The following is a 26,875-nucleotide window of genomic DNA, read 5'->3' as shown; positions in this document are numbered from 1 at the left end:
ATTACCCCCGAAAGCGGTCTTGATTCTCAAGGAACCACTGGTAAGTGCTGGCAAGCCCCGCTTCCAGTGAGATTTCGTGATACCAGCCAAGCTGATGCAGGCGCGTCACATCCAGCAGTTTGCGCGGCGTGCCATCCGGTTTACTGGCATCAAAAACCACCCGACCTTTGTAACCCACCACTTTGGCGATGGTTTGCGCCAGCTCACGGATAGTGCAGTCAACGCCCGTGCCGACGTTAATGTGCGACAGCATCGGCTGGGTGTTTTCCAGCCAGACTTCGTGCGCCAGCTCCATCACATGAATGCTCGCCGCTGCCATATCATCGACGTGCAGAAATTCGCGCATCGGTGTACCGCTGCCCCACACCACCACGTCCGGCGCATTCTGTGCCGTCGCCTCGTGGAAGCGACGCAGCAATGCTGGGATCACATGCGAATTACTTAGATGGAAGTTGTCGTGTGGCCCGTACAGGTTGGTCGGCATGACTGAGCGGTAATCGCGTCCATACTGGCGGTTGTAAGATTCGCACAGTTTGATCCCAGCGATTTTGGCAATGGCATAAGGCTCGTTGGTCGGCTCCAGCGTGCCCTGTAACAGCTCGCTTTCTGCCATCGGCTGTTTTGCCAGTTTCGGGTAGATACAGGACGATCCGAGAAACAGCAGTTTGTTCACGTCGTTCTGATGCGCGGCGTGAATGATGTTGCTCTCAATCATCATGTTCTGGTAGATGAAATCCGCCGGATACGTGTTATTGGCAACAATACCGCCCACTTTCGCCGCTGCCAGATAAACCTGGTCAATGCGCTCGCTGGCAAAGAAATCATGCACCGTGCGGCTGTCCAGCAGGTTCAGCTCGTCGCGGGTGCGTAATACCAGCTCCACATCACCGCGCTGTTCGAGCTGACGCCTGATGGCGGAACCGACCATCCCGCGATGGCCAGCAATAAAAATGCGTTGTTTACTCATGCTTATGACTCCAGCGCGATCGCCACGTCGTAGCCGTGAGATTTCAGCAGAGAGTGTTTTTTCGCCGCTTCGAGGTCATTAGCCACCATTTCAGACACCATCTCTCTGAGGGTGATTTCAGGTTTCCAGCCCAGTTTTTCGTGCGCTTTGGTCGGGTCGCCGAGCAGCGTTTCAACTTCAGCCGGACGGAAGTAGCGCGGGTCAACGGCGATAATTACATCACCTGGTTTAACGCCCGGCGCGTCATGCCCGGTGACGGAAACCACAATGCCCTTTTCTTCAACGCCCGTGCCTTCAAAGCGCAGTTTGATGCCCAGCTGTGCTGCCGCCATTTCCACGAACTGACGCACGGAGTACTGAACGCCGGTAGCAATAACGAAATCTTCCGGTTGTTCCTGTTGCAGCATCATCCACTGCATTTTTACGTAGTCTTTAGCATGGCCCCAGTCACGCAGGGAATCCATATTGCCGAGGTACAGGCACGACTCCAGCCCCTGGGCGATGTTGGCGATTGCGCGGGTGATTTTGCGGGTAACGAAGGTTTCGCCGCGGCGCGGGGATTCATGGTTGAAGAGAATACCGTTGCAGGCGTACATGCCGTAGGATTCGCGGTAGTTAACGGTGATCCAGTAGGCATACAGTTTGGCGACCGCATACGGAGATCGCGGGTAGAACGGCGTGGTTTCTTTCTGCGGAATTTCCTGCACCAGACCGTACAGTTCAGAGGTGGAAGCCTGATAGAAACGGGTTTTCTTTTCCAGACCGAGGAAGCGGATCGCCTCCAGCAGGCGCAGCGTACCCATCGCATCAACGTCTGCGGTATATTCTGGTGACTCAAAAGAGACCGCAACGTGGCTCATTGCGCCCAGGTTGTACACTTCATCCGGCTGCACTTCACGCAAAATGCGCGTCAGGTTGGAGGTATCACTCAGGTCGCCATAATGCAGATGGAATTTCGGGTTGCAGGTGTGCGGATCCTGATAAATGTGATCCACGCGCTCGGTGTTGAATGACGATGCACGACGCTTAATACCATGCACCTCGTAACCTTTTTCCAGCAGAAACTCTGCCAGGTAAGAACCGTCTTGTCCGGTTACACCGGTGATGAGAGCGACTTTTGACATGTCTTATTCCTCTGTATTTTTTGAATTTATTCAGTTTCAACGCGTTCGCGTATCACCAATGCGGGATTCCCCCGGCAAACCACATTTGCCGGAAGCGATTTAAAAACACTGCTTCGCGCACCCACGACGGTGCCGTCGCCGATCGTGACGCCAGGCGCGACAAAGACATCTGTCGCCAGCCAGCATTTCTCGCCAATCACAATAGGCGTGGCGTTAATGGTGAAATGTCGACTTGCGTGGTCATGGCTACCGGTGCACAAATAACTTTTTTGTGAAATCACTGAATGTGCACCAATGGTTATTTCGCCGAGGGTATATAAATTGACGTCATCGCCGACCCACGCGTAATCACCTAAGGTTAATTTCCACGGATAGGTAATTTTTACTGACGGACGAATAACTACGTTTTTTCCTATTTTTGCGCCGAATAAACGTAATAAAAATGCCCGCCAGCGATACAATACTTGTGGCGACCAGGCAAATATTGTTGCCTGTACTGCCCACCACAATTGCACTTTAATAGCGTTGCCGCCCCGGAACCCTTTCGGCACCGAGAAACCGCTTAAATCTTGCATTGTTTTCCCTTATATTCAGCTTTTGTTATATAAGGCTTTCGTCTTTGAGGTAGTACGTTGGCGTAAATGCCAGGATAATTCTGCCCAGAAGCCAGGCACATGTAATATTTGTCGTTGGACTTTTTTCGCATCGGCACACAATTCCATATTATTGGTGGTAGATACCCCACCCATGGAAAATTCAGACACCAGGCCATTGAGTTTTTTAAATGCATAACCAGCTTTATACATTTTGGCCGCCAGCGCGTAATCGGAAGAAACTTTATATTCCAGGTCATAACGCCATTTTTTCAAGCCTGATACCGGGAAAAATATCGCCTGATGACTGGCGGGCAAGCTGTGATAAATATACCAACCCGGTTTGGCGCTACGTTTAATTTTATGTCCGTCGCCAAAATCCAGCAGCGCATCGCCGGTGATCATCACGTTATCTTTTTGCATTTTTAACTTACGGACAAAATGTGCGGCATCCTGATGGAAAATATCGCCCGAGTTGAGAAACAACGCGAACTTGCCTTGCGCCATTTCTATGCCTTTGTTCATGGCGTCATAGATACCGTTATCTGGCTCGCTGACAAAGCGTAGGTTATAGATACCATTGAGATTTTGCAGATACTCACGGGTGCCGTCATTGGAACCGCCATCGACAACAATCCATTCGAAGCTGATATCGTCCGCCTGCGCCAGATGCGCCAGCGAGGCATGTGTTTTGACTATCCCTTCGAGGTTACGAAACGCGACAGTGATTATGCTAAGCAACATGTTTTACCTCGTTATCCCCGTCATACTTCAAGCTGCATGTGCGTTGGTTTTCCTCGCTCACCCCAGTCACGTACTCGTGTACGCTCCTGGGGATTCGCTGCGTCACCAACTTCCTGCAACTCGAATTATTTAGGGTGTATATTTAACGCTTTTCGCAAAATAAACGGACAGACGATTAAAAATGCATATTCCGGGCTAAATATCGAACCGGTAAAAAACAGCGACACCGGAGTAAAAAGATATAATTGCACGCGAAAATTGCGGTTATCACCAAAAGCGTTGATCATCATTTTTATCACTTTCCCCATGTACCACAGCGATAAAAACACTGCGAACCAGGAAAAATAAATAATCAGCAGATACAAACCATTGTCTATGGTTTTTCCAACATCCGCACCGTTAAATATTCCGAATGATGCGACATATTCATAAAGTGAGCCAAATCTGACTACACCGTCAATATGGGTCAAAGAATAACCGACCATCACCAGCGGACCGACAATACGATAATATGATGACGATCCTTCTGTGCCCAAATCTCCCAGACGGGTGGAAATATAAGGAAACGCGATTACCACACCAACCAGGAATACAGCCAGAGAAATCAATGCTAACGGTAACTTTTTCTTAATCGCCTCTTTATTCAGATATTGGAACGCCCACTCCAGCAAATAAAACAGGATAAAGGTCATAACCCCTGAAAACGATCCAGATAATATTATTCCTGCGAGAATCATAGCATCTGTTTTAGGCGTTTTGATACCAAACTGTTTGATACTGAGCCAAATTGAGATTAATGCCAGAGCGAAAAATGCCGGTTCGAAATAAAGTGCTGTCGTGCGCTTGCCGCCGAATTTAATGAAATTCAGTACATAGCTGTTGCTGTAAATCAGATATTTCGAAATCGACTCCATAATACTGCTGCCGCCGGTGAGGATAATTTGCGCCATCTCCACCGCCGCCAGCGCCACCACCAGCCCGACCACCAGATAAAAGAAACGTAATATCTTGCGATGGTTGTGTGGCGAAATTGTTTTAAAACGAATACTCCACACCATGCCAATAATGATCACAATATAGACAAACAGCATGGTTGAAGTGACATATTTACTGGCATCCAACGACTGACCAAACAGGTAGTTAAACGCCGTGAGTCCCGCACCAATCCCCAGGGCAATCATCAATTTTTTAACGCTGATGCGCTCTAAAAACAGCAGTAATAAGACAGGTAAAAAAGTGACGATGGTGATGGGGAAACTTTCGCCAAGCTGGGCAATTTTGACGTTAACCAGCAGGTAAATCAGCGGCAGCAGCAGGTAGCTACAGATTCTGATAGACGTTGACATACTCCTCCAGCATCTGTTGTCCACTGTAGGCGGCGCGGCTGCGTTGGCTGAACTCAGCCAGCGTGGTACCAAATATCGCCTGCGCGATTTCCGGTTTGCTTAACTGCACCAGTTGCAGCACGTCTTCTTCGCTGACGGTTTTACCGCCGGATTTTTGCAGCACTTCCCGCGCCGCGTCGCTATGGGTAGCGATTACAGGTACACCAATCGATAGCGCCTCACACAAAATCAGCGGGTAGTTATCGACGCGAGAACTGAACACCAGCGCATCCATCTGATTGAGCGCGCTCATTAACTTGCGCTTGTCAGTTTCAAAGCCGTGATTAACCACATTACCAGCGGTGAACGGCGAGAACTTACCGAAGGTATGCAGTTCGATTTTGTTGCCCAGCGCCATCATCTCGCGCACCAGTCGCTGGTTAGTTTTGCCGTCGTAACGCAGGTCATGCGCCACCACCGCGATTTTCGGCTTACCCTGAGTTTCGCGCACCGGAGGCAAGTCCGCCAGAATCGCCTCGGTTGCCATATCAATGCCATTATTGATAATCCGGCAACGCCCTGGACCGTACAGGCTATTGAAAGCATCAGCCACATGCTGGCTGGGGGAAATAAACTGACAGCCCAGTGCCAGCATCTCACGGAATAACTGGCGTTTGCCCGCCACCAGCTGGTGCGCACGATCAATCTTCACCGGCGGATAATTATTTAAGGTCGGGCATTTCTGGCAGCCCGTTTTCCAGCCTTCGCAACCGTCGGTAAAGGCGCAGCGTCCGGTAACGCTCCAGTGATCGTGCAGCGTCCAGACCAGAGTGACATCCGGTTTGTGGTTTTTCACCTTTTCGCAAAAGCGCACCACGCTGTTAAGATTCAACCAGTAGCTATGCAGCACATGGAAATGCAGGACCACCGGTCCCGGGGTGCGAGTAATGGTGCGATATAACTCATTGAAATTGCCAAACAGATCGCGATTAAACAGACGAAACAGGGCAATGTTCGCCATCGCGGTCATCCGCGGCGTATGTTTGATGACCTGCGGATAGTTTTGATGACTGACGCTCTCTTTGCCGCCTTTGCCGTAGCCGTAGACAAAATGTGATGCCAGCCCCTGTTGCAGCGCACGCTGGTGGAGATCTAACGCCACACCTGCCGCCCCGCCTTCCGCCAGTCGCACATTAAATTGCAGAATATTCATTTAATTACCTTCACTCGCGCTTTTTCTCCCACCACCAGCGCGTTGTCCGGGACAGAGTCGAGCACCACGCTGCCCGCACCCACGGTGACGTTGTTACCAAGCGTGATATCACCAAGAATAATGACGTTGGCACCGAGCTCGACGCCGTTGCCAATGTGTGGACATGCCATGTTATTGGCACCCCGATTGCCGATAGTGACACCGTGGCGAATGGTAAAATCATCCCCCGCTACCACGTTTTTATTGATCACTACGGCGTAACCGTGATGGATAGTAAAGCGGCGGCCAATGGTCGCGGCGGCCTGGATTTCATAACCGAAAAAGCATTCGGTGATAATGCGATACAGCACCAGCAGCGGGGCCGCCCACAGATTGTTGAGGACGTTCTTTTTGCGCCACACCGAACAAAAATGAGCGACGCGATAGGCAAGAACCATGCAGCACGGGCGTAAACTCCAGCTGTTGGCGCGCAGATCTTCCAGCATCTTTAGCGCCCCCGAATACCATCAGCCAGACGTTTGCCGTTACGCACCGACAGCAGCGTCAGCAAAGTGCGCCAGGTCATACGTTTATTGCGGATCTGGTAGAGGGTAAACAGCTGATATTTTTTGCTGGCGCGGTCGAATTTGTCTTTGTGCTTGCGGTAAAAGTGGAAGTATCCGGAGAATTTTTTCGGTGACGAGGTGATCTGCATTTCACCGTGATTGATATGCAGGATCTGCGTCGCCTCTTCCACTTTCCACGGTTCGCCATACTCCACCACCATCCGCAGGAAGATGTCGTAATCCTGTGCCGCTTTCAGTTCGGTATCGAACAAACACTCTTTGAAACGCCACGCCCAGGTAAAGACCTGATTGCCAATGATATTGCGTTTATAGAACAGGCGGCGTGAATACGGCGATTTGGGATACAGCGGCAAACTTGCCGGTTGGGAATAGACTTCACCCTGGCAAACGTAATCGTTAGCGTACAAAAAGGCGTGAGTGACCAGTTGCTGTTTATGGGCGAGGAAGACGCTCAGACGGTTGGGTGTCCATTCATCATCATCATCGATCCCGGTGATGTATTCCCCTTGCGCCAGCATAATCGCCTGGTTACGTACCGCGCACGCCCCGCTGTTAATATCGTTGTGGATGTAAGTGATACGCGGATCGTTGAGGGCGGTGACGTACTGTTGCAGCTGTTCCCAGGAGGTGGAGCAATCATCCACGATGATCATCTCCCAGTTGTTGTAGTCCTGGCGCAGGACCGATTTTATCGCCCGAATCGCCAGTTGTTGGCGGTTCCAGGTCGGCATATAGATTGAGATCAGCGGATTGTCTTTCATAGTTTGTTCTCCCGGCTTATGAGCTGGTTTGCTTGCCGGATGCGGCGTGAACGCCTTATCCGGCCTACGGGGCGGTGCGAATGCAGGTGTCGTTATTTCGCGTCCGACTTATATTCGTATTCGTAATAGCCATAATCCTGATACGCGCTGGCGCGGCGGAAGATGGAGTTCAGAATCACCCCTTTCACCGGAATACCGTTTTGCTCAAAGCGGCTCAGACTGGTTTCCACTTCTTTCAAGGTGTTGACCGCATAACGCGCCACCATCAACGTGGTTCCGACATGACGCCCGACAATTGCCGCATCGGTCACTGCCAGAATCGGCGGTGTATCAATCAACACCAGGTCGTAGTTTTTACTCGCCCAGTTCACCAGTTCGGCAAAGCGTTCGCTCATCAACAGTTCAGAAGGATTTGGCGGCACCTGACCGCGCGGGATCAGGTCAAATTTGGCAATAGAGGTCGGTTTTGCAGTGGTAGTAATATCGCCCTGACCAATCAGAATTTCCGACAGGCCATTAACGTTATTGGTGCCCAACAGCTCGTGGGTGTAGCCTTTGCGCATATCGCAGTCGATCAACAACACCCGTTTATTGGTCTGGCTGATCACCGCCGCCAGGTTGGCGCAGACAAAGGTTTTACCGATTGACGGGCTAACCCCGGTCATCATCAACACATTGTTCTGCGCCTGCATCATCGCGAAGTGCAGACTGGTACGCAGACTGCGGATGGCTTCAATCGCCAGATCGGTTGGATTCCCCACCGCCAGTAGCTGGCTCTGTTTATAGCGTTTAATCCCTTTGATGGTTTTGACGCTATCGCGCGCTTTCTGCCATTCCGACAACGGGATGCTGGCATAGACGCTGATACCGTGTTCTTCCAGCACCTGCGGGCTTTCGATGCCGCGATTAAACAACGAGCGCAGCAGCACACCCACGATAGAGAGCATCAGGCCAAGGATAATCGCGCCGAGGATAATCAGCCCTTTCTTCGGTTTTAGCACGCCAGGCTGGGTGATTGCCGGGTCAACAATGCGCACATCGCCGACGGTGCTGGCTTCGGTAATTTTCAGCTCCTGCTCTTTATTCAGCAGTTGCATATAGACCTGCTGACCAGACTCGACATCGCGGGTCAGACGGACAATTTCCTGCTGGGTTTTCGGCATCGCCGTTACGCGACCGTTAAGTTTGGCTTTTTCGTCTTCCAGCGCCTGACGTTTCTCCAGTAGCGTGCGATACGCCGGGTGAACTTTGGTGTACAGCTTGGAGATTTCCGCCTCTTTAAAGGTCAGTTCGTTCAGCTGCGCATCGATGTTCACCATCGAATCGAGCACCGCTTTTGCTTCCAGCGGCAGATCAACAGAGTCTTTATCCTGACGAAAGGCATTCAGTTTGTTTTCGGCAACATCGAGACGGCTACGTACTTCCGGCAATTGTTGCGCGAGGAAGGCGAGGCTTTTCGACGCTTCCGCCGATTTGCGCTCAATATTTTGTTCCTGATAGTTACGGGCGATGCTGTTAAGAATGTCGCGGATCTGTTCGCGATCTTCACCGGTATAAGTCAGGCTCAAAACGCCTGCGTCTTTGCCGTTCTCCGTTACCGTCAGGCTGTTTTGCAGTTGGTTGATCATCCCCAGCGTGGAGTATTTGGTGACGGTAAACTCACTGCCCGGGCTGGCGTGAATAGCTTCAACCATCAGCGTGACGCCTTCTTTTTTCAGCATCTGGCCCGCTTGCCCACGGGCGCTAAAGCCGCCGTCGCTGCTCAAGGTGTAGTTTTTGTTGTCCTGCACATTAAGCGAAAACACCTGATCCGCCATCTCTTTCGGGCGGTTAAAGGTGGTGACTTTCACCGTCTCGTTCTGACGACCCATCAGGCGATCCCAGCCCGCACCGAAAATCGGGAACGTGTTTTTGCTCACCGCAATATCGAGGTCGAGATCGTCCACCGTTTTACCAAGCACCAGACGCGAACGAATCAACTGGATCTCGGCATCCGATGCTGGCGGTTTGTTAGCTAATGCCGAGCCGATATCCTGCACCAGCGAATTGCCGCTGCTTTGCTCGATTTGTACCAGTGCGTCGGCACTATAAATCGGCGTAGCGAAGAAGGTGTAAACCACGGCACAGAGGGCGAATACGGCGGTGATGCCAATCACCCACCAGCGCGCTTCAATGACGGTGCCGACCAGGCGACCGATATCGATTTCATCACTGCCCGTTACCGGAGCGGCATGTTGTTTTACTTTTTCTGTCATTCTTATACCTGCTCTGCGTTCAATGCCTGCGCCCACTGGCGGGCAGACCGTTCAAGTAATGTGTACACCGCTGCAAACGTTTCCCGACTTTTGCGATACGGATCGGGGATTTCACATTCGTTATCCCAGTGACCAAACAGCATCACTTTGCCGCGCATCTCCGGTGCCATCTCGCATAAGCGTTCGATATGGCGCTTTTCCATGGTCAAAACCAGGTCATAGTTGCGACACAGGCGGCGGCTGATTTGTCGTGCACAGTGGCCTTCCAGAGACAGTTGATGTTCTGCGGCGACGCTGATAGCGGTAGGATCAGCGCCCTTACCGACCAGCGCGCCGAGTCCAGCGGACTCCACTTTCAGCTCCGGGTGATAACGTTGCAGTAAGCGTTCCGCCGTCGGGGAACGGCAAATATTGCCGACACAGACAACTAAGATGTTGTTAAACATGACGATTACCAGTTATGAATGTCGCTGGCTGTATCCGTCATGTAACGGACACCGCTAATAGTTGGCAGCAACTGATTGATCAGACGGTTCCAGCGGGAAACCGGAGCAGTGGTGACATACACCACGTCATAAGGTTGCAGGCGGAATTCTGTCGCCATCACCAGCGACGTGGCATCGGACATATCCAGCTGGTAGATATTGGCAATCTTGCCGTTACGCCCCCCCTCGCCTTTCAGCGGACGAATGACAAAGATGCCGCTGGCGTTGGAGGTGGTCATGTCGATGCCTTCAGCATTGCCCAGGGCTTCAGTCAGGGTCATGCCGCTAAAGTCCATTTTCAGGGTGCTCTGTTTCTTCACTTCACCCATCACAAATACTTTCAGATCATCATTACGCGGCACGTAGAGAATATCGCCGGGGTAAAGCAATCGGTTCTGATTGAGGTCGCCGTTTTGCATCAGCGCCTGCAAAGAAATGCGTTCTTCACGACCATTGTGTGTTAGCACCACGTTGCGCCAGTCAGCGGTGTCGGTCAGGCCACCTGCGGCGTTGATGGCATCGAGAATGGTCAGTGGTACGTTGGTGATCGCCTGTTGACCGGACTTATTCACCTGACCGGAGATATACGCTTTTTGCGAGCGGAAGGCGGCGATATTAACGTCCACCTGCGGGTCAGCGATGTACGTCGCTAAGCGCCCGGTAATATCACTGCGGATTTCAGCGAGCGTTTTCCCCACTACGTGAACCTTGCCGATATACGGGTAGAACATGGTTCCGTCAGGCTGTACCCAGTTGCCGGTGTCGCTGGAGCTGCGGTACTGACCGGCTGGCGTGGTGAGTTCCGGGTGATCCCAGACGGTGACATTAAGAACATCGCCCGGCCCGACGCGATACTGGTAATTCGCGATCTCACTTTCCAGCGTCATATTGGGGCGCGCTACATTCGGGCGTGGGCGTAATTGATCAATCAGGCGCGGGGTCAACGGATAAACATTCACCATTTTGTCGAGATCAAAATCAGCGTCCTGCTGTTTGATGACGTCTTTCCCCATCGTCGACATATTGCTGCCCGGAAGTACTGTGCAACCGCTTATCAAGGTTACTGACACCAATAATGGCATCAATTTCATTTTGGATTTCATCATTGTTTATTTATCACTTTGGCAGAGTAATTATCCTGTGCACTATTAATAGCAATGTCGCATGCACATTTACCTTGCAGTTAATTGAATAAGAATTTAACTGGCATCAGTCCTAAAAAAATTGATTTCATCCGCTGGCTATTGACAGAATAATTCAGACTGGTCTTTCAGGCATCCAGACACGCTACCGCCCCTGGCTTTTTAGCTACCAATACACTGATTTAGTTTATATTTTTCAACTCTTTCATCATGCAGTCGTTTATGAAAAAGCGTTATTGCGTGAATTAATTTTCCAGATATAAGGTGGCATTATGATATTTGAATATTGGCGCTCCAATAATGCAGGAGGAAGTGTTACAGCTAACGGAATAGCAGGCAAGGTAACAATTCGGCAATTGGCTATTTTTAAGAATTATATTAAGTGTCATTCGTGGTATTTTTTAGGAGTTTCTTTAGGTTGACAATATTTAATATAGCGTCTCTATATGCGATATTTCTTAAATAACATTTAATCATTCCCGCTTTTAATTCAGGGATAATGCGATGTTATAGCCCTCAAATAAAGTCAGATAAATAGTGCTGTGACATTGCATTTTTGCCCTGATTTATCCATGATCGAATTGTGACATTTGTCATACAACGAATAGGTTTTGTACTTACTATGGAATGGATTGCCGATCCGTCTATCTGGGCCGGGTTAATCACGCTGATTGTGATCGAACTGGTCCTCGGCATTGATAACCTGGTCTTTATTGCCATCCTCGCCGAAAAACTACCGCCGAAGCAGCGCGACCGCGCACGGGTGACCGGGCTGCTGCTGGCGATGTTAATGCGCCTGTTACTGCTGGCGTCAATCTCCTGGCTGGTCACCCTGACCCAACCACTGTTCAGCTTCCGCTCGTTTACCTTTAGCGCCCGCGACTTAATCATGCTGTTTGGTGGTTTCTTCCTGTTGTTCAAAGCCACGATGGAGCTAAACGAACGGCTGGAAGGGAAAGACAGCAATAACCCCACACAACGCAAAGGCGCGAAGTTCTGGGGCGTGGTGACGCAAATTGTGGTGCTGGACGCTATCTTCTCACTCGACTCGGTGATTACCGCCGTCGGGATGGTTGATCATTTACTGGTCATGATGGCCGCCGTCGTTATCGCTATCAGCCTGATGTTGATGGCCAGCAAACCGTTAACCCAGTTCGTTAATAGCCATCCGACCATCGTCATACTCTGTTTAAGTTTCCTGTTGATGATTGGCTTTAGCCTGGTGGCGGAAGGTTTCGGATTCGCCATTCCGAAGGGCTATCTGTACGCTGCCATTGGTTTCTCGGTGATGATCGAGGCACTCAATCAGTTGGCTATCTTTAACCGGCGACGTTTTCTCTCCGCTAACCAGACGCTGCGCCAGCGGACTACCGAAGCGGTAATGCGTCTGCTTAGCGGGCAAAAAGAAGATGCGGAACTGGATGCCGAAACTGCATCAATGCTGGTGGATCATGGCGACCAGCAAATCTTTAATCCGCAGGAACGGCGGATGATTGAGCGGGTACTTAATCTTAACCAGCGTACTGTCAGCAGTATTATGACGTCACGCCACGACATTGAGCATATCGATCTCAACGCACCAGAGGAGGAAATCCGCCAGTTGCTGGAGCGAAATCAGCACACGCGACTGGTGGTTACTGACGGCGATGACGCGGAAGATTTGCTCGGTGTCGTTCACGTTATCGACCTGCTACAACAGTCACTGCGCGGCGAACCGCTCAACCTGCGGGTACTGGTTCGCCAGCCGCTGGTGTTCCCGGAAACCTTACCGTTGTTACCGGCTCTGGAGCAGTTCCGTAATGCCCGCACGCACTTTGCTTTTGTGGTGGATGAGTTTGGTTCAGTGGAAGGGATTGTGACATTAAGTGACGTCACTGAAACCATTGCCGGTAACTTACCGAACGAAGTGGAAGAGATTGACGCCCGCCATGATATTCAGAAAAACGCCGACGGTTCTTGGACGGCGAATGGTCATATGCCGCTGGAAGATCTGGTGCAATATGTGCCGCTGCCGCTGGATGAAAAACGTGAATATCACACTATCGCCGGGCTGCTGATGGAATATTTACAGCGCATTCCAAAACCAGGTGAAGAAGTTCAGGTAGGGGATTATTTGCTTAAAACGTTGCAGGTGGAAAGCCATCGCGTGCAGAAGGTGCAGATTATTCCGCTGCATAAGGATGGCGAGATGGAGTATGAGGTGTGATAAAACATCAAATGCGCAGGTACAAAATGCGCATTTGATTTATACATAATTTAGTATAATCTAAGGATGGAGCGATGAGAAAAAAGCTGGCTTTTATTGATTCCAGTCTTGACGATTTACGCGCATTTCCAGAATCGTCTCGACAAGAAATTGGCTATCAACTCGACAGGATCCAACAAGGATTAACCCCATACGACTGGAAACCTTTTTCAACTATCGGCCCTGGTGTGCGAGAGATTCGTACTCGCGATGTTAATGGGATCTATCGCGTCATGTATGTCGCAAAATTTGAAGAAGCGGTTTACGTATTACATTGTTTTCAAAAGAAAACACAGACTACCAGTCAATCGGATATTGATTTAGCCAAACGACGCTATAAAGAACTTGTTCAGGAGCGCAAAAATGAAAATTGAAACCTTTGATAGTGTGTGGGATGCGGTGAGTGACACCCCTGAACAAGCGGAAAATATGCGGATCCGTGCCGAGCTTGTAACAATCATTAATACCTGGATTGAACAACAAGGGTTTAGCCAGGCTCAGGCAGCTTCTGCTTTAGGCGTCACTCAACCTCGCATATCTGAACTTGCCAGAGGTAAAATCCAGATCTTTAGTATCGATAAATTGATCACCATGATGGCTCATGCAGGATTGCATATTCAACGTATTGAAGTTCAATATCCACATGCTGCTTAGTGCTATAAATACAGATGGCGACAACTTAACGCCGCCATCTGCATAACTTGTCTTACATCTTCTCCAGCAACTTCTTCACATCTTTGCCATTGCGGGAATCTTTATTGCGCTCGGCCCAGTCGTTAAGACGGCGTTTGGCTTCGTCCTGTAAGTGTTTACGCAGTAACTGATCCACTTGCAGGCTGTAATTGAGTTGCTGCCAGTTGCCATAAACCCGCAGAGGAACCGGCGTTTCTTTGAGGAAATCAATCAGTTTGCTTTCCCCGTTCCAACCGCCTATCACACGAATGTCAAACTGGGTGTCGCAGGTTTGCTCCGCCAAATTCAACGTACCGGCGCCGGAAAGCGCCAGCACTGGCGATTGACCTTGCATGTCGTTTAACGTCACGACACCATCCTTCAACGTCAGATCGGTGGTAAAGCTATCAAGCCGCGTCACGTTATCGAAGTTTTCAGCGGCCTTCACATCACCGCCATTACGTTCTACCGCTTGTTGGATCATCTGCTGGAAGTTCATGCCTTCCATGCGCGTATCGGCCATTTCGACATGCGCCGTCCCCTGCCAGGTGTGGCGGAATGCGTTGGCATCAATGTCAGCACCAGAGAAATCCCCCGCCAGCGACATTTTTCCCGTGAGTGATATGGGGTAGTTGAAGGCATTCAGGATGGTGCCAATCTCGACATTTTCCAGCCGGGGATGGAAAACTATACGCGGATGTGAGGCTGTTGCATCCAGCGTACCCGGTAACGACACGACACCGTCGTTAAGTTTGCCCTGCAACTGGATAATCTCCAGCAGCCCCGCCTTGTTAGTCATTTGCGCAGTGACATCGGCAAAATCCATTCCACGCCAGCGCACGTTATTGGCCTGCAACAAAATATCTGCCGCAAAGCCCTTCAGCCCCTGATACGCAGGTTCATCAATGCGTGAGCAAATGACCGGACGTGGCAGCGTCGGTTGGCTTTGCCCCTGTTGAGCAATACCATTTTGCTTAGTCATCACCTCATTCATCGGCAGCAAATTATCCAAATTTAACTGGGCAAATTGCAGTCTGAGCAGCCATTCTGGCTTCTCAAGCAACGCTACCTGCGCCTGACCGGTCAGATTACTGTCGTTAGCGGTTAAATTGATTTGTTCAAAGGAGAGACGTTTTTGCGCTTCCTGCCACTGAGTCCTGAACTGACCATGGCCCTGAATCCCCTGCTTCGGGAGATCAGCGCCCTGCAGTTGCCAGTCAATCTGTTGAATATCTGCCGTTAAATCATGCGGGTAATCAGAAGCATCAACAGTCCCCTTGAGCGCTAACGTGAGATCGCGTTGGTCGCGATTTACCCGACCAGAGAATTCAAACGAACCGCGATGTTGTGGGTCCTGCTCCATTTGCAGGCGGATATCACGTACCGTAACCTGTTCGTCATTTTCATGCTGGAACACCAGCACGCTGTCACTGACTCGCAGACTGGCGATATCGAACGACCAGCCACGATCTTCCGCATCATCAGGTAATGTATTGTCTTTCGGGGCTATTGGGGCGTCTTCACTGCGCACTGCTTCTGTTTCCGGCGTCAGTTGAATGACTGCCCCTTTGAGCATGACTTGCTTAACGCTGAGTTGATGACTCAATAAAGGCCACAAGGCCACATCAAGGCGCATATTATCGGCACGTACCAGCGGTTGGCTGGCCCCGTTGGCCGTTAATATCATGCGACCAGAGAGGATACTAAGCTGCGGCCAGACGTGCCAACGCAGTGGCCCGTCAAGCTGCAATTGATAACCGCTACGTGCAGCAACCTGCTTGACCATATAGTCACGGAAATCATTCGGATTCACCAGCAACACTAACGCAGATAACCCAGCCACCAGCACGACCAGGAGTATCATCAGCGTCGTCAGAAATCGTCTCATGGTATCCTCAATGGGCCTGAATTAGTCTTTATCGATACGGCTAGCGACTGCGCCCTGCTGGTTGCGATATTTCGCATCTTCACGGCGGTTATACGGACGCGCTGCCGGACCTGAAAGCGGCTCAAAGCTCAGCGCACCAATCAGCATACCCGGACGCAGGGCCAGCGGCAGCTTACCGGAATTGTAGAACTCCAGCACAATACAGCCAGACCAGCCCGGATCGATACGATGTGCAGTGACATGCACCATAAGTCCCAGACGCGCCAGTGAGGAACGGCCATCCAGCCAGCCCACCAGATCGGCAGGCAGCGTCACTGACTCCAGCGTTACCGCCAGTGCCAACTCCCCCGGATGAAGATAGAAAGCTTCGCTTTCATCAAGCACAATTTCATCGCTCATCACACGGTCAAGCGCGGCACTCACTTCGTCTTTGGGACCGCTCAAGTCGATAAACGCTGCCGTGTGGCCACGGAAGGTACGAAATTTATTGCCCAAGCGTACATCCACCGTCGCGCCATTAATACGCTCCACGGGTGGACGTGGGTTGATCGACAAACGGCCTTCATCAAGCCAGGCTTCAATATCTCGGTCACACAGACGCATGGCATTTTCTCCTTTCGCGCATCACTCCCTTAACGCCAGTTACGTCAAGGGCATACCAGGTTATCACTGAACGGTACACAATTTACCAAGCTTATTCAAAGAACTGACTTATTTTCGCTTTCAATATATCGATCGCGATGCGGTTTTTACCGCCGCGCGGCACAATGATATCTGCATACTGTTTAGACGGTTCAATGAATTGCAGGAACATCGGGCGCACGGTTTTTTGATATTGCGCCATTACAGAATCCATCGAACGACCACGCTCATTAACATCGCGCTTAATGCGACGCATCAGGCAGATATCCAGTGGGGTATCCACAAAAATCGAGAAGTTCAGCTCGTCGCGCAGACGCGCATCCGTCAGCAGCAAAATGCCTTCGAGAATAATGACTTTCTTCGGTTCAACCTTCACCGTTTCTTTCATACGCGTATGTTCAACGTAGCTGTAAACCGGCAGGTCGATAGCCGAGCCACGTTTCAGCGCCTGCAAATGTTGCAGCAGCAGGCTGTGATCCATCGCGCTGGGATGGTCATAATTAGTTTTAACCCGTTCTTCCATCGACAGATGGCTTTGATCTTTGTAGTAACAGTCTTCCGGAATAACGCCGATGTGTTCATCACCGACTTGTTCACGTAATTCACGATAAAGGGTACTGGCAATGAGACTCTTGCCGGAAGCCGATGCGCCTGCAATACCGATAATGACGCACTGATGAGACTGATCAGTCATAAATTTAGCGACCTGAATAACCTGGATGTTAGGAAGGGGGCGCCGAAGCGCCAAACGCGGCAATTATAGGGATTTCATCCGCGTGATACCAGTCGAATAGCGTTGCCTTGCTCTCAGAGTTAATTGTTGACGATCAATTCCCTGATGCAAATTTAATTGCTCAGTTATGACGCAAGGTGAAAAATGTTATGCATAGTTGCGCAAATCATCCGCCATTACGTCACTTTATGAGCAATTTGCATATAAAATGTAAAACTTTTGTACTAGCATAAACACAGATACTAATACTGACGGCCTGGCCATGCGGAAAGAGCGGTAATGAGTAAACCATCACAGCGTGTTTTAATTACCTTGCCTCATCCTCTGCTTCACCTCGTCAGTTTAGGTTTAGTCTCGTTTATCTTTACCCTTTTCTCGCTTGAGCTTTCGCAATTTGGCACTCAGCTTGCGCCGCTATGGTTCCCTACTTCCATTATGATGGTGGCGTTTTACCGCCATGCCGGACGCATGTGGCCTGGTATCGCGTTAGCCTGCTCACTGGGCAACATAGCCGCATCCGTGCTGCTCTTTTCCACCAGTTCGCTCAATATGACCTGGACGGCTATCAACATTATTGAAGCCGTCGTGGGCGCAATGCTGCTGCGAAAATTATTACCGTGGTATAACCCGCTACAAAATCTGGCTGACTGGCTTCGTCTTGCATTTGGCAGCGCCATCGTTCCACCTCTGTTGGGGGGCGTTCTGGTTGTCCTGCTGACACCCGGAGACGATCCTCTCAGGGCATTTTTGATATGGGTACTTTCAGAATCCATCGGCGCCCTGGCGCTGGTACCGCTGGGCCTGTTGTTTAAACCGCATTATCTATTACGCCATCGTAACCCACGACTGTTGTTTGAAACGCTGCTGACGTTAGCGATCACATTGACGTTAAGCTGGCTTTCGATGCTGTACCTGCCGTGGCCTTTTACTTTCATTATTGTGCTGCTGATGTGGAGCGCCGTGCGCCTGCCACGAATGGAAGCCTTTTTAATCTTCCTCACGACAGTGATGATGGTGTCGTTAATGATGGCTGCCGACCCCACTCTGCTTGCCACGCCGCGAGCGTACCTGATGAGCCATATGCCGTGGCTGCCATTTTTGCTGATTCTGCTTCCCGCCAACATCATGACCATGGTGATGTACGCCTTCCGCGCGGAACGTAAGCATATTTCCGAAAGCGAAACACGCTTTCGGAACGCCATGGAATATTCTGCTATCGGCATGGCGTTAGTGGGTACTGAGGGACAATGGCTGCAAAGCAACAAAGCCCTGTGCCAGTTTCTCGGCTACAGCCAGGAAGAACTGCGTGCTCTCAGCTTTCAGCAGCTGACCTGGCCGGAAGACCTCAATAAAGATCTGCAACACGTTGAGAAGTTGATTAGCGGTGAAATCAATACCTACTCAATGGAGAAACGCTACTACAACCGCCACGGCGACGTAGTTTGGGCGCTGCTTGCCGTCTCACTGGTGCGCCACACCGATGGCACGCCACTCTACTTCATTGCGCAGATAGAAGACATTAACGAGCTAAAACGCACCGAGCAGGTGAATAAGCAACTGATGGAACGCATCACGCTGGCTAACGAAGCGGGCGGGATTGGTATCTGGGAATGGGAGTTGAAGCCGGATATTTTCAGTTGGGATAAGCGGATGTTTGAACTTTACGAAATTTCCCCGCATATCAAACCAAACTGGCAGGTTTGGTATGACTGCGTGCTGCCGGAAGATCGAGAACACACCGAGAAAGTCATCCGCGATTCGCTGCAGGCTCGTTTGCCTTTTAAACTGGAATTTCGCATTACGGTAAAAGACGGTATTCGTCATATCCGCGCACTCGCCAATCGGGTTCTGAATAAGGAAGGTGAAGTCGAACGCCTGCTTGGCATCAATATGGATATGACAGAAGTAAAACAGCTCAACGAGGCGTTGTTCCAGGAAAAAGAACGTCTGCATATCACCCTGGACTCTATCGGTGAAGCTGTGGTCTGTATTGATATGGCGATGAAAATCACCTTTATGAATCCAGTCGCGGAGAAAATGAGCGGCTGGAAGCAAGAAGAGGCGTTGGGCGTTCCGCTGCTGACGGTATTGCATCTTACAACTGGTGACACCGGGCCGTTAATTGAGAACATTTACAGTGCCGACACCTCACGTTCTGCTATTGAACAGGACGTGGTTCTCCACTGCCGTAGCGGTGGCAGCTATGACGTTCATTACAGTATTACGCCGTTAAGCACCCTGGATGGTAGTAGCATTGGTTCGGTGCTGGTGATTCAGGACGTCACCGAAGCACGCAAAATGCTACGTCAGCTTAGCTATAGCGCCTCTCACGATGCCCTGACGCATCTGGCGAACCGTGCAAGTTTTGAGAAACAACTGCGAATACTGCTGCAAACCGTTCACAGTACGCATCAGCAACATGCACTGGTATTTATCGATCTTGATCGCTTTAAAGCAGTAAATGACAGCGCCGGGCATGCGGCCGGCGATGCTTTGCTGCGCGAACTGTCTTCGTTGATGCTGAGTATGCTGCGCTCCAGCGATCTACTGGCACGACTTGGTGGTGATGAATTTGGTCTGTTACTGCCAGACTGTAATGTCGAAAGTGCCCGTTTTATCGCGACGCGCATTATCAATGCGATTAATGATTATCACTTTATGTGGGAAGGTCGGTTACATCGGGTAGGAGCAAGCGCCGGGATGACGTTAATAAACGACAGTAATCACCAGGCAGCAGAAGTTATGTCCCAGGCCGATATCGCCTGTTATGCTTCGAAAAATGGTGGTCGTGGTCAGGTCACAGTTTATGAACCACAGCAGGCAACTGCACATAATGAACAGACAGTGATGTCGCTCGATGAACAGTGGCGGATGACTAAAGAGAATCCGCTTATGATGATTGCCCACGGCATCGCTTCGCCACGAATCACGGAAACGCGGAATTTGTGGTTGATTTCGCTTAAGCTCTGGAGCAGCAAAGGCGAGTTGATTGATGAACAGGCATTCCGCCGTAGCTTCAGCGATCCGGCACTCAGCCACGCGCTTGACCGCCGGGTATTACGTGAATTTTTCCAACAAACAGCAAAAGCGGTTGCCAATAAAGGTTTAAGCATCGCCCTCCCCCTTTCCGTTGCGGGGCTAGGCAGCGTCACTCTGGTAGACGAATTGCTTGAGCAACTGGAACAAAGTTCATTACCACCACGGTTGTTCCATTTGGTCATTCCGGCAGAAGCGATTTTCGACCACGGGCTGGCTGTGCAAAAACTGCGACTGGCCGGCTGCCGGATCGTACTCAGCCAGGTAGGGCGCGACCTACAAATATTCAATATGCTCAAAGCAAATATGACGGATTATCTACTGCTTGACGCCGAGTTATGCGCCAGCGTACAGGGCAATTTAATGGATGAGATGCTGATTTCGATTATTCAGGGGCATGCCCAGCGGTTGGGTGTGAAAACCATCGCTGGGCCAGTAGCGTTGCCATTGGTATTGGATACGCTTTCTGACATTGGTGTTGATCTGATTTATGGCGATGTCATTGCCGAGAGCCAGCCTCTGGATTTGCTGGTTAATAGCAGTTATTTCGCGATTAATTGAGGGAGCGTTTCCCCATCGCCTGATGCAACGCTAACGCGTTTTATCAGGCCTACAATTCGTCCGTTCCGTAGGCCGCGCCGCATCCGGCGACCAGCGTCATACTTCTTCTGGTTGCCAGCCTTCCGTATACCAGATATGCAACAGCGCATAAGAACGCCAGGGCTTCCAGCGTTCGGCATAACGGCGGATTTGTGCCGGTGTCATTCCTGGAAATCGCTGTTTAATCAAATAATCATCCGGCAGAAAAACATCTTTCGCTTGCCAGCCACGCAATGCGAAATAATTCGCCGTCCATCGCCCAACGCCAGGATATGTTTGCAGCGTTTTCATCGCTTGTTCTACGTCGTCCGGAATTGTCATCGGTAAGGTGCCATCCAGTGCTGCATTGGCTAAATGAATCAGTGCCTCTGCCCGTTTCAACGGCATACCCAACGCTTTTAATGCCTGCGGGTCGGCGGCTGCCAGCCGCTGAGGCGTGGGGAAGCAGACATAATCCGGAAAATCATCCAGCCGTTCGCCATAAAGCTGTGCCACTTTGGCGGTCAATTTTGCCGCCATCGCCACGCTCACCAGTTGGCCTAATATAGCGCGCACGCCCTGCTCAAAAGCATCAACACAGCCGGGTAAACGCAATCCGGGCCGGGCCGCGCCTAACTCGCCCAACGCCTCGTTCACAATCTGCGGGTTACATTGCAGATCAAACAGGCGGCTCATTTTCGCCAGGCACTCAGCGGCAACGGGTTCTAAACCTGCACTTAAATTTATGTGCAGAGTATGGCGGGCTATATCCGGAATAGCAGTCACCACGCCGCGATATTCGCCCACCGCCAGGCTGCGGGCATAATAATCGTCAGCGATCGTTTCCACACCGCTCACCGCACGGGCGGCGAGAAATCCCAACATCCACGACCAGTCATACGGCGGCTGCCAGTTCAGGGTATACATCGCATCTCCTTATTCATCCGCTTTCAGCATAAACGTTATTCAGACGCTGCGCTTTGCTTTCATATTCCGGTTGTCGCGACGGCAACATTTCGCTAAAGTCACGCCCCTTCTTCACCGGCATGGGGATTATTTCGTGTTTATTGGTTTTGATTACGGTACAGCAAACTGTTCAGTGGCGGTCATGCGCGACGGTAAACCGCAATTACTGAAAATGGAAAACGACAGCACGTTGCTGCCTTCAATGCTTTGCGCGCCAACGCGTGAAGCGGTAAGCGAATGGCTGTACCGCCATCATGATGTTCCGGCAGACGACGATGAAACGCAGGCGCTGTTACGTCGGGCGATTCGTTATAACCGCGAAGAAGATATCGATGTTACGGCGAAAAGCGTGCAGTTCGGTCTTTCCTCTCTGGCACAGTACATTGATGATCCGGAAGAAGTGTGGTTTGTAAAATCACCAAAATCGTTCCTCGGTGCCAGCGGCTTAAAACCGCAGCAGGTAGCGCTGTTTGAGGATCTGGTCTGCGCAATGATGTTGCACATTCGCCAGCAGGCGCAGGCGCAGCTGCCAGAAGCGATTACTCAGGCGGTGATTGGTCGCCCGATCAACTTCCAGGGTCTGGGCGGCGATGAAGCAAACACCCAGGCGCAAGGGATTCTGGAACGCGCAGCGAAGCGTGCCGGGTTTAAGGATGTGGTATTCCAGTACGAGCCGGTCGCGGCTGGGCTGGATTACGAAGCCACCTTACAGGAAGAAAAACGGGTGCTGGTGGTGGATATCGGCGGTGGTACGACTGACTGTTCATTGCTGCTGATGGGGCCGCAGTGGCGTTCACGTCTCGATCGTGAAGCCAGCCTGCTGGGTCACAGTGGTTGTCGTATTGGCGGTAACGATCTGGATATCGCACTGGCGTTTAAAAACCTGATGCCGTTACTGGGCATGGGTGGCGAAACCGAAAAAGGCATCGCCCTGCCGATTCTGCCGTGGTGGAATGCGGTTGCCATCAACGACGTACCTGCGCAAAGTGATTTCTACAGTAGTGCCAACGGTCGCCTGCTTAACGATCTGGTACGCGATGCCCGCGAACCGGAAAAAGTGGCCCTGTTACAGAAAGTCTGGCGTCAGCGTTTAAGCTATCGCCTGGTGCGCAGCGCGGAAGAGAGCAAAATTGCGCTTTCCAGCGCAGCGGAAACCCTCGCATCGCTGCCGTTTATCAGCGACGAACTGGCTACGCTGATTAGCCAGCAGGGTCTGGAAAGCGCCCTCAGCCAACCACTGGCGCGGATTCTGGAACAGGTGCAACTGGCGCTGGATAACGCCCAGGAAAAACCGGATGTCATCTATCTGACCGGCGGTAGCGCCCGTTCCCCGCTGATTAAAAAAGCGCTGGCAGAACAGTTGCCGGGCATTCCGATTGCCGGCGGCGATGACTTTGGCTCCGTCACCGCCGGGCTGGCACGCTGGGCGGAAGTGGTGTTTCGTTAATTGAAAAATGGCTCAGCAACGGCTTAAATCAGCCTGCGCCTGAGCCAGTTTTTCTGCCGCCTGACGTAACGGTTCCATCAACGGCATGGTCCGTGCAGAGGCATGGAGATGGAATCGCTGCAACTCTGTCGCGCCCTCTGTCAATGCGGCTTCCAGCCGATGTCGTTTGGCGGCCATTTTTGCCATTACCGCTTGTCTGTCTGCTGGCATTACCGCTTCATTCGGCCTGAACACAAAACGGCGTTCGCAACTCGCTTTCCAGTCGATAACCGCCTGGGTCAGATGATCACCAAACCCTTTCACTTGCTTAACGCCACGACGGGTAACATCTGCCGCCGTTTCAATACCAAAGGACCGTAACGCCGCTTTACGCGCAGGGCCAACGCCGGGAATAGAGGCAACATCAATAAAAAATCCCTCCAGAAACTTCTGCTTCTGCCGTTCCCTTGCGGTGTCCTGAAGTGCTGCCAGATCGCGCTTTTCTTCTTCCGGTAACCCCAGAATTTCGTCCTTCATTTTTTCGAGCATCGTCCGTTTGGCGATAAAACCTTCCAGTCCGCCCAACTGTTGGATCTGGCTGACTAAATGGTCATAATCCATTTTCGCACGATTAAAAGCCTCACGGCGTTGCTGGATTTCTGCTTTGTACGCTTTGCTTGTCAGACTGCCAATAATCCAGATAGCCGCCAGCACCGGAACCAAAATAATATAACGCGGTTCTGCCTGAAGGCCGCAAAGCAGTAGAGATAACGCTGACAGTGCGATCTCAATCAGAATGATGTATTCGCGCCGTAACAGGCCTAAAGGAAGCGGCCTGCCCGCAGGTTGGAAATGAGCGGGTAATGGTAACTTTAGCGGTGGCGGTGCTACTGACGACGTTACCATCGCCCAGACTTTCGCCAGCACAAAATCACCGCCGGTGGTAATGACCTCTTCGCCGAGATCAATAAAATAGATAACGCCTTGATTATCCAGCGTACACCACGGGCAGTCGGTCAAATGAGCGGGGTAAACATGCATTGCCGAAACGGGACATTTCTTTAACTGTTGGCGTAGGGAATCAAGTGCCGCTACCCACGCTTTAGCCGTCGGACGCCCGGTTGCTACGCCACTATCCGTGAATGCCTGCTGAAACATGGCTTCAACATCACCCGGTAACATCGATAGCGGAATAGATCGTGGCGGCGGTTTTAAACCACGTCGCTGATTATCTGACGCGTAGGCATAACGGAAATGGGCAATATCCGTCTCCAGCACATTACCCGCTTCAGAGATAAGCGGTACACCAGAATAAGGATGCCGACCACCAAACAAGACGTGAAAAATCAGCAAGGCAAGGCCAAAATTATCGTGATTCGCGGTGCGTTCAAAGCCGACAAATGATGGCAAGGTTTGTAGCTCTGGCGGCGTAAAATGCGACACGCCGACTTCGCATAAATGCAGTGTGCCATTGGCGTTAATCTGAAAGGAGTCGCTATCGATCAACACCACTTTGCTGTCACGGCCTACCATAAAGCTGTTCTGGTTTACGTCACCCACGACGTGCCCGTGCTCGTGAACCGTAGCAAAAGATGAAGCAATATTGCGGGCAACATAGAGTAGAAAATCCCACGCACAATGAGGGTAACTCTGGCGACGATGTGCCGGGCTATAGATCATATGAATCGGTTCTTTACCAGAAACCTTCGGCATCATAAAACCGATAACCTTCCCGCCTCGTCCACCATGAAGCGTTGCCTGCGGCCAGGCGACATAATTCAGCAACTGCGCGTCAGCTGTCGCAGCCATAAAGGCAAGTTTGTCCTGTTTTAAGCCGGGTGGCGGTGTGTGATAAATCTTGGCGACGCTATCGACAAACTCCTCGATATCATAAACCGCGCCTTCACCACCTTTGCCCAGTTCACGGCCTGGCGTAACGCACTCACCAGTAGCAGTATATAAAGGGGGTTTCATGGTAACCACAGCGCCAGTGCCAACGTTTTATCATCATCGGTACGCTCGTTTACCGCTGGGCTGGACAAAAACTGCTTTAACAATTCAGGTAATAAATCGAGTTGTTCCCGCGTTGCTGACGCCAGTCCATTGAAAAACGGGGTAAAGAAAGGCACATGGGGAGAATTATCCAGCATATTTAACGCCAGTCGCTGGATACCATCCGTAAATGCTGCAACTTTGTGCGCACGCTCAGTGCTGGTGAAAGTTTCCAGTCTGGAAACGGCATCTTCATCGGTAATGAAGTGCGTCATATTGGCATATTCACCTACCATCGGCGTGAGAGGCAGTTGCAGACCATGCCCAAAATCCGCCACCACACCGCCATCGCCAATCTGCATAATCAAGGTGCCATTAGCCGATGAAATCAATCCCAAAAACGTGCAGGCAAAATCGCGAACCGCTAATTCTTTGGCTTCCGCCTCGGCAAAAAGTCGCTGACGAACGGCCAGCACAATATCCGTAGCGAGGACATCATTGAGCCCCAATTCCCCGCCTTGCACTTTTTGCGACATATAAGCCATCGCTTCATTGACGGCGAGCATCGCGCCTTCGCCCCCCTGCGAGACGCTGCCTGCACCATCAGCAAGAAACATCACCAGTAATGGTTGCTGGTCGTTTAACCAGGCAGCCTGCATCTGGCAGGCATCCTGACAAGGCAAATCAGCGCTGATGTGCGACGTTCCGACGGCTGATGCATAGACCAGACGCCAGGTCACACTGACGTCCAGCCTTTTGGCGCGTCCAGTACAACTTCCGTTCCCGGCGTGGAGCGGGAAACCGAACGTAACGAACTGGATAACCAGCTAAACAGTTCACGGAATTGTAATCCCTGCAATGGCAAAGGCTGACGGACGCTGATTTGTGCCAGGGTCTTCATATCCGCCCCCTGAACACCGATGGTAAAGAAGGCAAACTTTTTATCTTCTTCCCCCTGAAACACTTTGTTGGCGGCAGCCTGCCACTCATCGGTTGGTGCGCCATCGGTGATCAGGAAAATCCACGGACGATAATACGAAATGCCATTGGCGCGGTACTCACGTTTCCGCTCTTCAACCATATCCAGGGCTTTGGTAATGGCGGCGCCCATTGGCGTATCGCCCTGAGCAAACAGGATAGGTGGGAAAAAATTAGCGGCGCTGGTAAAGGGTTGTTCCACCTGCACCGGGCCGAACGTCACAATGCCGAGTTCCACTCTTTTTAAGGCCAGCGAATCGGCAAGCAGCTCATCGCGAAAGGTAACCAATCCGGCGTTAAGTTCATTAATGGGTCTGCCGCTCATCGAGCCAGAAACATCCAGCAGCAAAATGCAGGGGCAACGTGGTTCCGGGTTACTGGCAAAATCGCTGGTAGCAAACGTGATTTGTTCGCTCATAAGAGGTCCTTTCTTAGAGAGTTATTGAGGTCCGGTATCATACCGACTGCAATAATGAAATAAGAGCAAACGAAGACATTTTCAGAATTAGGCCCGGTGGCGCAGATAATTTTGCTATTCGCCTC

23 protein-coding genes are annotated in these 26,875 nt (G+C 51.1%); 5 read left to right on the top strand and 18 right to left on the bottom strand.

The window, feature by feature from the left end:
- Window position 1 precedes the first annotated feature (1 nt).
- The 11 genes from fcl to wza form a co-directional block, all read right to left on the bottom strand.
- Window positions 2-967, bottom strand: coding sequence for a GDP-L-fucose synthase (gene fcl / locus AACS80_RS13395; RefSeq protein ID WP_135410140.1), 966 nt, complete (start codon window positions 965-967; stop codon window positions 2-4).
- Between the two features lie 2 nt (window positions 968-969).
- Window positions 970-2,091 (bottom strand): GDP-mannose 4,6-dehydratase, encoded by a 1,122-nt coding sequence (gene gmd / locus AACS80_RS13390; protein WP_000048190.1) that lies wholly within the window; start codon window positions 2,089-2,091, stop codon window positions 970-972.
- A 26-nt stretch (window positions 2,092-2,117) separates the two neighbouring features.
- On the bottom strand, window positions 2,118-2,666 hold the full coding sequence (gene wcaF, locus AACS80_RS13385) for a colanic acid biosynthesis acetyltransferase WcaF (RefSeq protein WP_130206930.1): 549 nt from the start codon (window positions 2,664-2,666) through the stop codon (window positions 2,118-2,120).
- 15 nt (window positions 2,667-2,681) lie between these two features.
- Window positions 2,682-3,428, bottom strand: a complete 747-nt coding sequence (gene wcaE, locus AACS80_RS13380; protein WP_135410141.1) for a colanic acid biosynthesis glycosyltransferase WcaE — start codon at window positions 3,426-3,428, stop codon at window positions 2,682-2,684.
- A 125-nt stretch (window positions 3,429-3,553) separates the two neighbouring features.
- The gene (gene wcaD / locus AACS80_RS13375) at window positions 3,554-4,774 is read right to left on the bottom strand and encodes a colanic acid polymerase WcaD (protein ID WP_000107815.1); all 1,221 of its coding nucleotides are present in this window, start codon (window positions 4,772-4,774) and stop codon (window positions 3,554-3,556) included.
- Entirely contained in the window at window positions 4,749-5,966 is a 1,218-nt protein-coding gene (gene wcaC / locus AACS80_RS13370; RefSeq protein WP_135410142.1) for a colanic acid biosynthesis glycosyltransferase WcaC, read from the bottom strand. The genes wcaD and wcaC overlap by 26 nt, the downstream gene beginning before the upstream one ends.
- Window positions 5,963-6,451 carry a colanic acid biosynthesis acetyltransferase WcaB gene (gene wcaB / locus AACS80_RS13365; protein ID WP_000888745.1) on the bottom strand — a complete coding sequence of 163 codons (489 nt, stop codon included), beginning with the start codon at window positions 6,449-6,451 and terminating at the stop codon, window positions 5,963-5,965. The genes wcaC and wcaB overlap by 4 nt, the downstream gene beginning before the upstream one ends.
- Window positions 6,452-6,453: 2 nt before the next feature.
- Window positions 6,454-7,293, bottom strand: coding sequence for a colanic acid biosynthesis glycosyltransferase WcaA (gene wcaA, locus AACS80_RS13360; RefSeq protein ID WP_000654487.1), 840 nt, complete (start codon window positions 7,291-7,293; stop codon window positions 6,454-6,456).
- 92 nt (window positions 7,294-7,385) lie between these two features.
- Window positions 7,386-9,548 (bottom strand): tyrosine-protein kinase Wzc, encoded by a 2,163-nt coding sequence (gene wzc, locus AACS80_RS13355; RefSeq protein WP_135410143.1) that lies wholly within the window; start codon window positions 9,546-9,548, stop codon window positions 7,386-7,388.
- Between the two features lie 2 nt (window positions 9,549-9,550).
- Complete coding sequence (wzb, locus tag AACS80_RS13350) at window positions 9,551-9,994, bottom strand: low molecular weight protein-tyrosine-phosphatase Wzb (RefSeq protein ID WP_135410144.1); 444 nt, start codon at window positions 9,992-9,994, stop codon at window positions 9,551-9,553.
- A 5-nt stretch (window positions 9,995-9,999) separates the two neighbouring features.
- Window positions 10,000-11,139, bottom strand: a complete 1,140-nt coding sequence (gene wza, locus AACS80_RS13345) for a polysaccharide export protein Wza (RefSeq protein ID WP_000978094.1) — start codon at window positions 11,137-11,139, stop codon at window positions 10,000-10,002.
- 658 nt (window positions 11,140-11,797) lie between these two features.
- Here wza and AACS80_RS13340 point away from each other — a divergent pair.
- The 3 genes from AACS80_RS13340 to AACS80_RS13330 all read left to right on the top strand — a co-directional run bounded on the left by AACS80_RS13340 (window position 11,798) and on the right by AACS80_RS13330 (window position 14,074).
- Window positions 11,798-13,381 carry a TerC family protein gene (locus AACS80_RS13340; protein WP_130260014.1) on the top strand — a complete coding sequence of 528 codons (1,584 nt, stop codon included), beginning with the start codon at window positions 11,798-11,800 and terminating at the stop codon, window positions 13,379-13,381.
- Window positions 13,382-13,455: 74 nt separating this feature from the next.
- A complete protein-coding gene (locus AACS80_RS13335) occupies window positions 13,456-13,794 on the top strand; it encodes a type II toxin-antitoxin system RelE/ParE family toxin (protein ID WP_135410145.1) in 339 nt (112 codons plus the stop codon).
- On the top strand, window positions 13,784-14,074 hold the full coding sequence (locus tag AACS80_RS13330) for a helix-turn-helix domain-containing protein (RefSeq protein WP_044805342.1): 291 nt from the start codon (window positions 13,784-13,786) through the stop codon (window positions 14,072-14,074). Before AACS80_RS13335 ends, AACS80_RS13330 begins: the two co-directional genes overlap by 11 nt.
- 52 nt (window positions 14,075-14,126) lie before the next feature.
- Here the strand turns inward: AACS80_RS13330 and asmA are convergent, their stop codons facing one another.
- The 3 genes from asmA to udk all read right to left on the bottom strand — a co-directional run bounded on the left by asmA (window position 14,127) and on the right by udk (window position 17,316).
- Window positions 14,127-15,980 (bottom strand): outer membrane assembly protein AsmA, encoded by a 1,854-nt coding sequence (gene asmA / locus AACS80_RS13325; RefSeq protein WP_135410146.1) that lies wholly within the window; start codon window positions 15,978-15,980, stop codon window positions 14,127-14,129.
- A gap of 21 nt (window positions 15,981-16,001) precedes the next feature.
- Window positions 16,002-16,583, bottom strand: coding sequence for a dCTP deaminase (dcd, locus tag AACS80_RS13320; protein WP_001234777.1), 582 nt, complete (start codon window positions 16,581-16,583; stop codon window positions 16,002-16,004).
- Window positions 16,584-16,674: 91 nt separating this feature from the next.
- Complete coding sequence (gene udk, locus AACS80_RS13315; RefSeq protein WP_064529458.1) at window positions 16,675-17,316, bottom strand: uridine kinase; 642 nt, start codon at window positions 17,314-17,316, stop codon at window positions 16,675-16,677.
- 318 nt (window positions 17,317-17,634) lie between these two features.
- Between udk and AACS80_RS13310 the strand changes: the two genes are divergently transcribed.
- Window positions 17,635-20,952, top strand: a complete 3,318-nt coding sequence (locus AACS80_RS13310; RefSeq protein ID WP_135410147.1) for a diguanylate cyclase — start codon at window positions 17,635-17,637, stop codon at window positions 20,950-20,952.
- Between the two features lie 96 nt (window positions 20,953-21,048).
- Here the strand turns inward: AACS80_RS13310 and alkA are convergent, their stop codons facing one another.
- Window positions 21,049-21,897, bottom strand: coding sequence for a DNA-3-methyladenine glycosylase 2 (gene alkA / locus AACS80_RS13305; protein WP_135407207.1), 849 nt, complete (start codon window positions 21,895-21,897; stop codon window positions 21,049-21,051).
- 133 nt (window positions 21,898-22,030) lie between these two features.
- On the opposite strand from alkA, the gene yegD reads away from it, so the two are divergent.
- Window positions 22,031-23,383: a molecular chaperone gene (yegD, locus tag AACS80_RS13300; RefSeq protein ID WP_130221833.1), complete on the top strand. Its 1,353-nt coding sequence runs from the start codon at window positions 22,031-22,033 to the stop codon at window positions 23,381-23,383.
- Between the two features lie 12 nt (window positions 23,384-23,395).
- Here the strand turns inward: yegD and yegI are convergent, their stop codons facing one another.
- Genes yegI through AACS80_RS13285 form a run of 3 tightly spaced genes read right to left on the bottom strand, consistent with a single transcriptional unit; the run spans window position 23,396 to window position 26,750 of the window.
- Complete coding sequence (yegI, locus tag AACS80_RS13295) at window positions 23,396-25,336, bottom strand: protein kinase YegI (RefSeq protein ID WP_135410148.1); 1,941 nt, start codon at window positions 25,334-25,336, stop codon at window positions 23,396-23,398.
- On the bottom strand, window positions 25,333-26,094 hold the full coding sequence (locus AACS80_RS13290; RefSeq protein WP_135410149.1) for a PP2C family serine/threonine-protein phosphatase: 762 nt from the start codon (window positions 26,092-26,094) through the stop codon (window positions 25,333-25,335). Before AACS80_RS13290 ends, yegI begins: the two co-directional genes overlap by 4 nt.
- Complete coding sequence (locus AACS80_RS13285) at window positions 26,091-26,750, bottom strand: vWA domain-containing protein (RefSeq protein ID WP_135410150.1); 660 nt, start codon at window positions 26,748-26,750, stop codon at window positions 26,091-26,093. Before AACS80_RS13285 ends, AACS80_RS13290 begins: the two co-directional genes overlap by 4 nt.
- Between the last annotated feature and the right edge of the window lie 125 nt (window positions 26,751-26,875).

It is taken from the genome of Escherichia sp. E4385 (assembly GCF_963883145.1).
In the GTDB taxonomy this organism is placed as follows: Bacteria; Pseudomonadota; Gammaproteobacteria; order Enterobacterales; family Enterobacteriaceae; genus Escherichia.
Note: the sequence above shows the minus strand (reverse complement) of the source record. Positions and strands in the feature narration are given on the sequence as shown.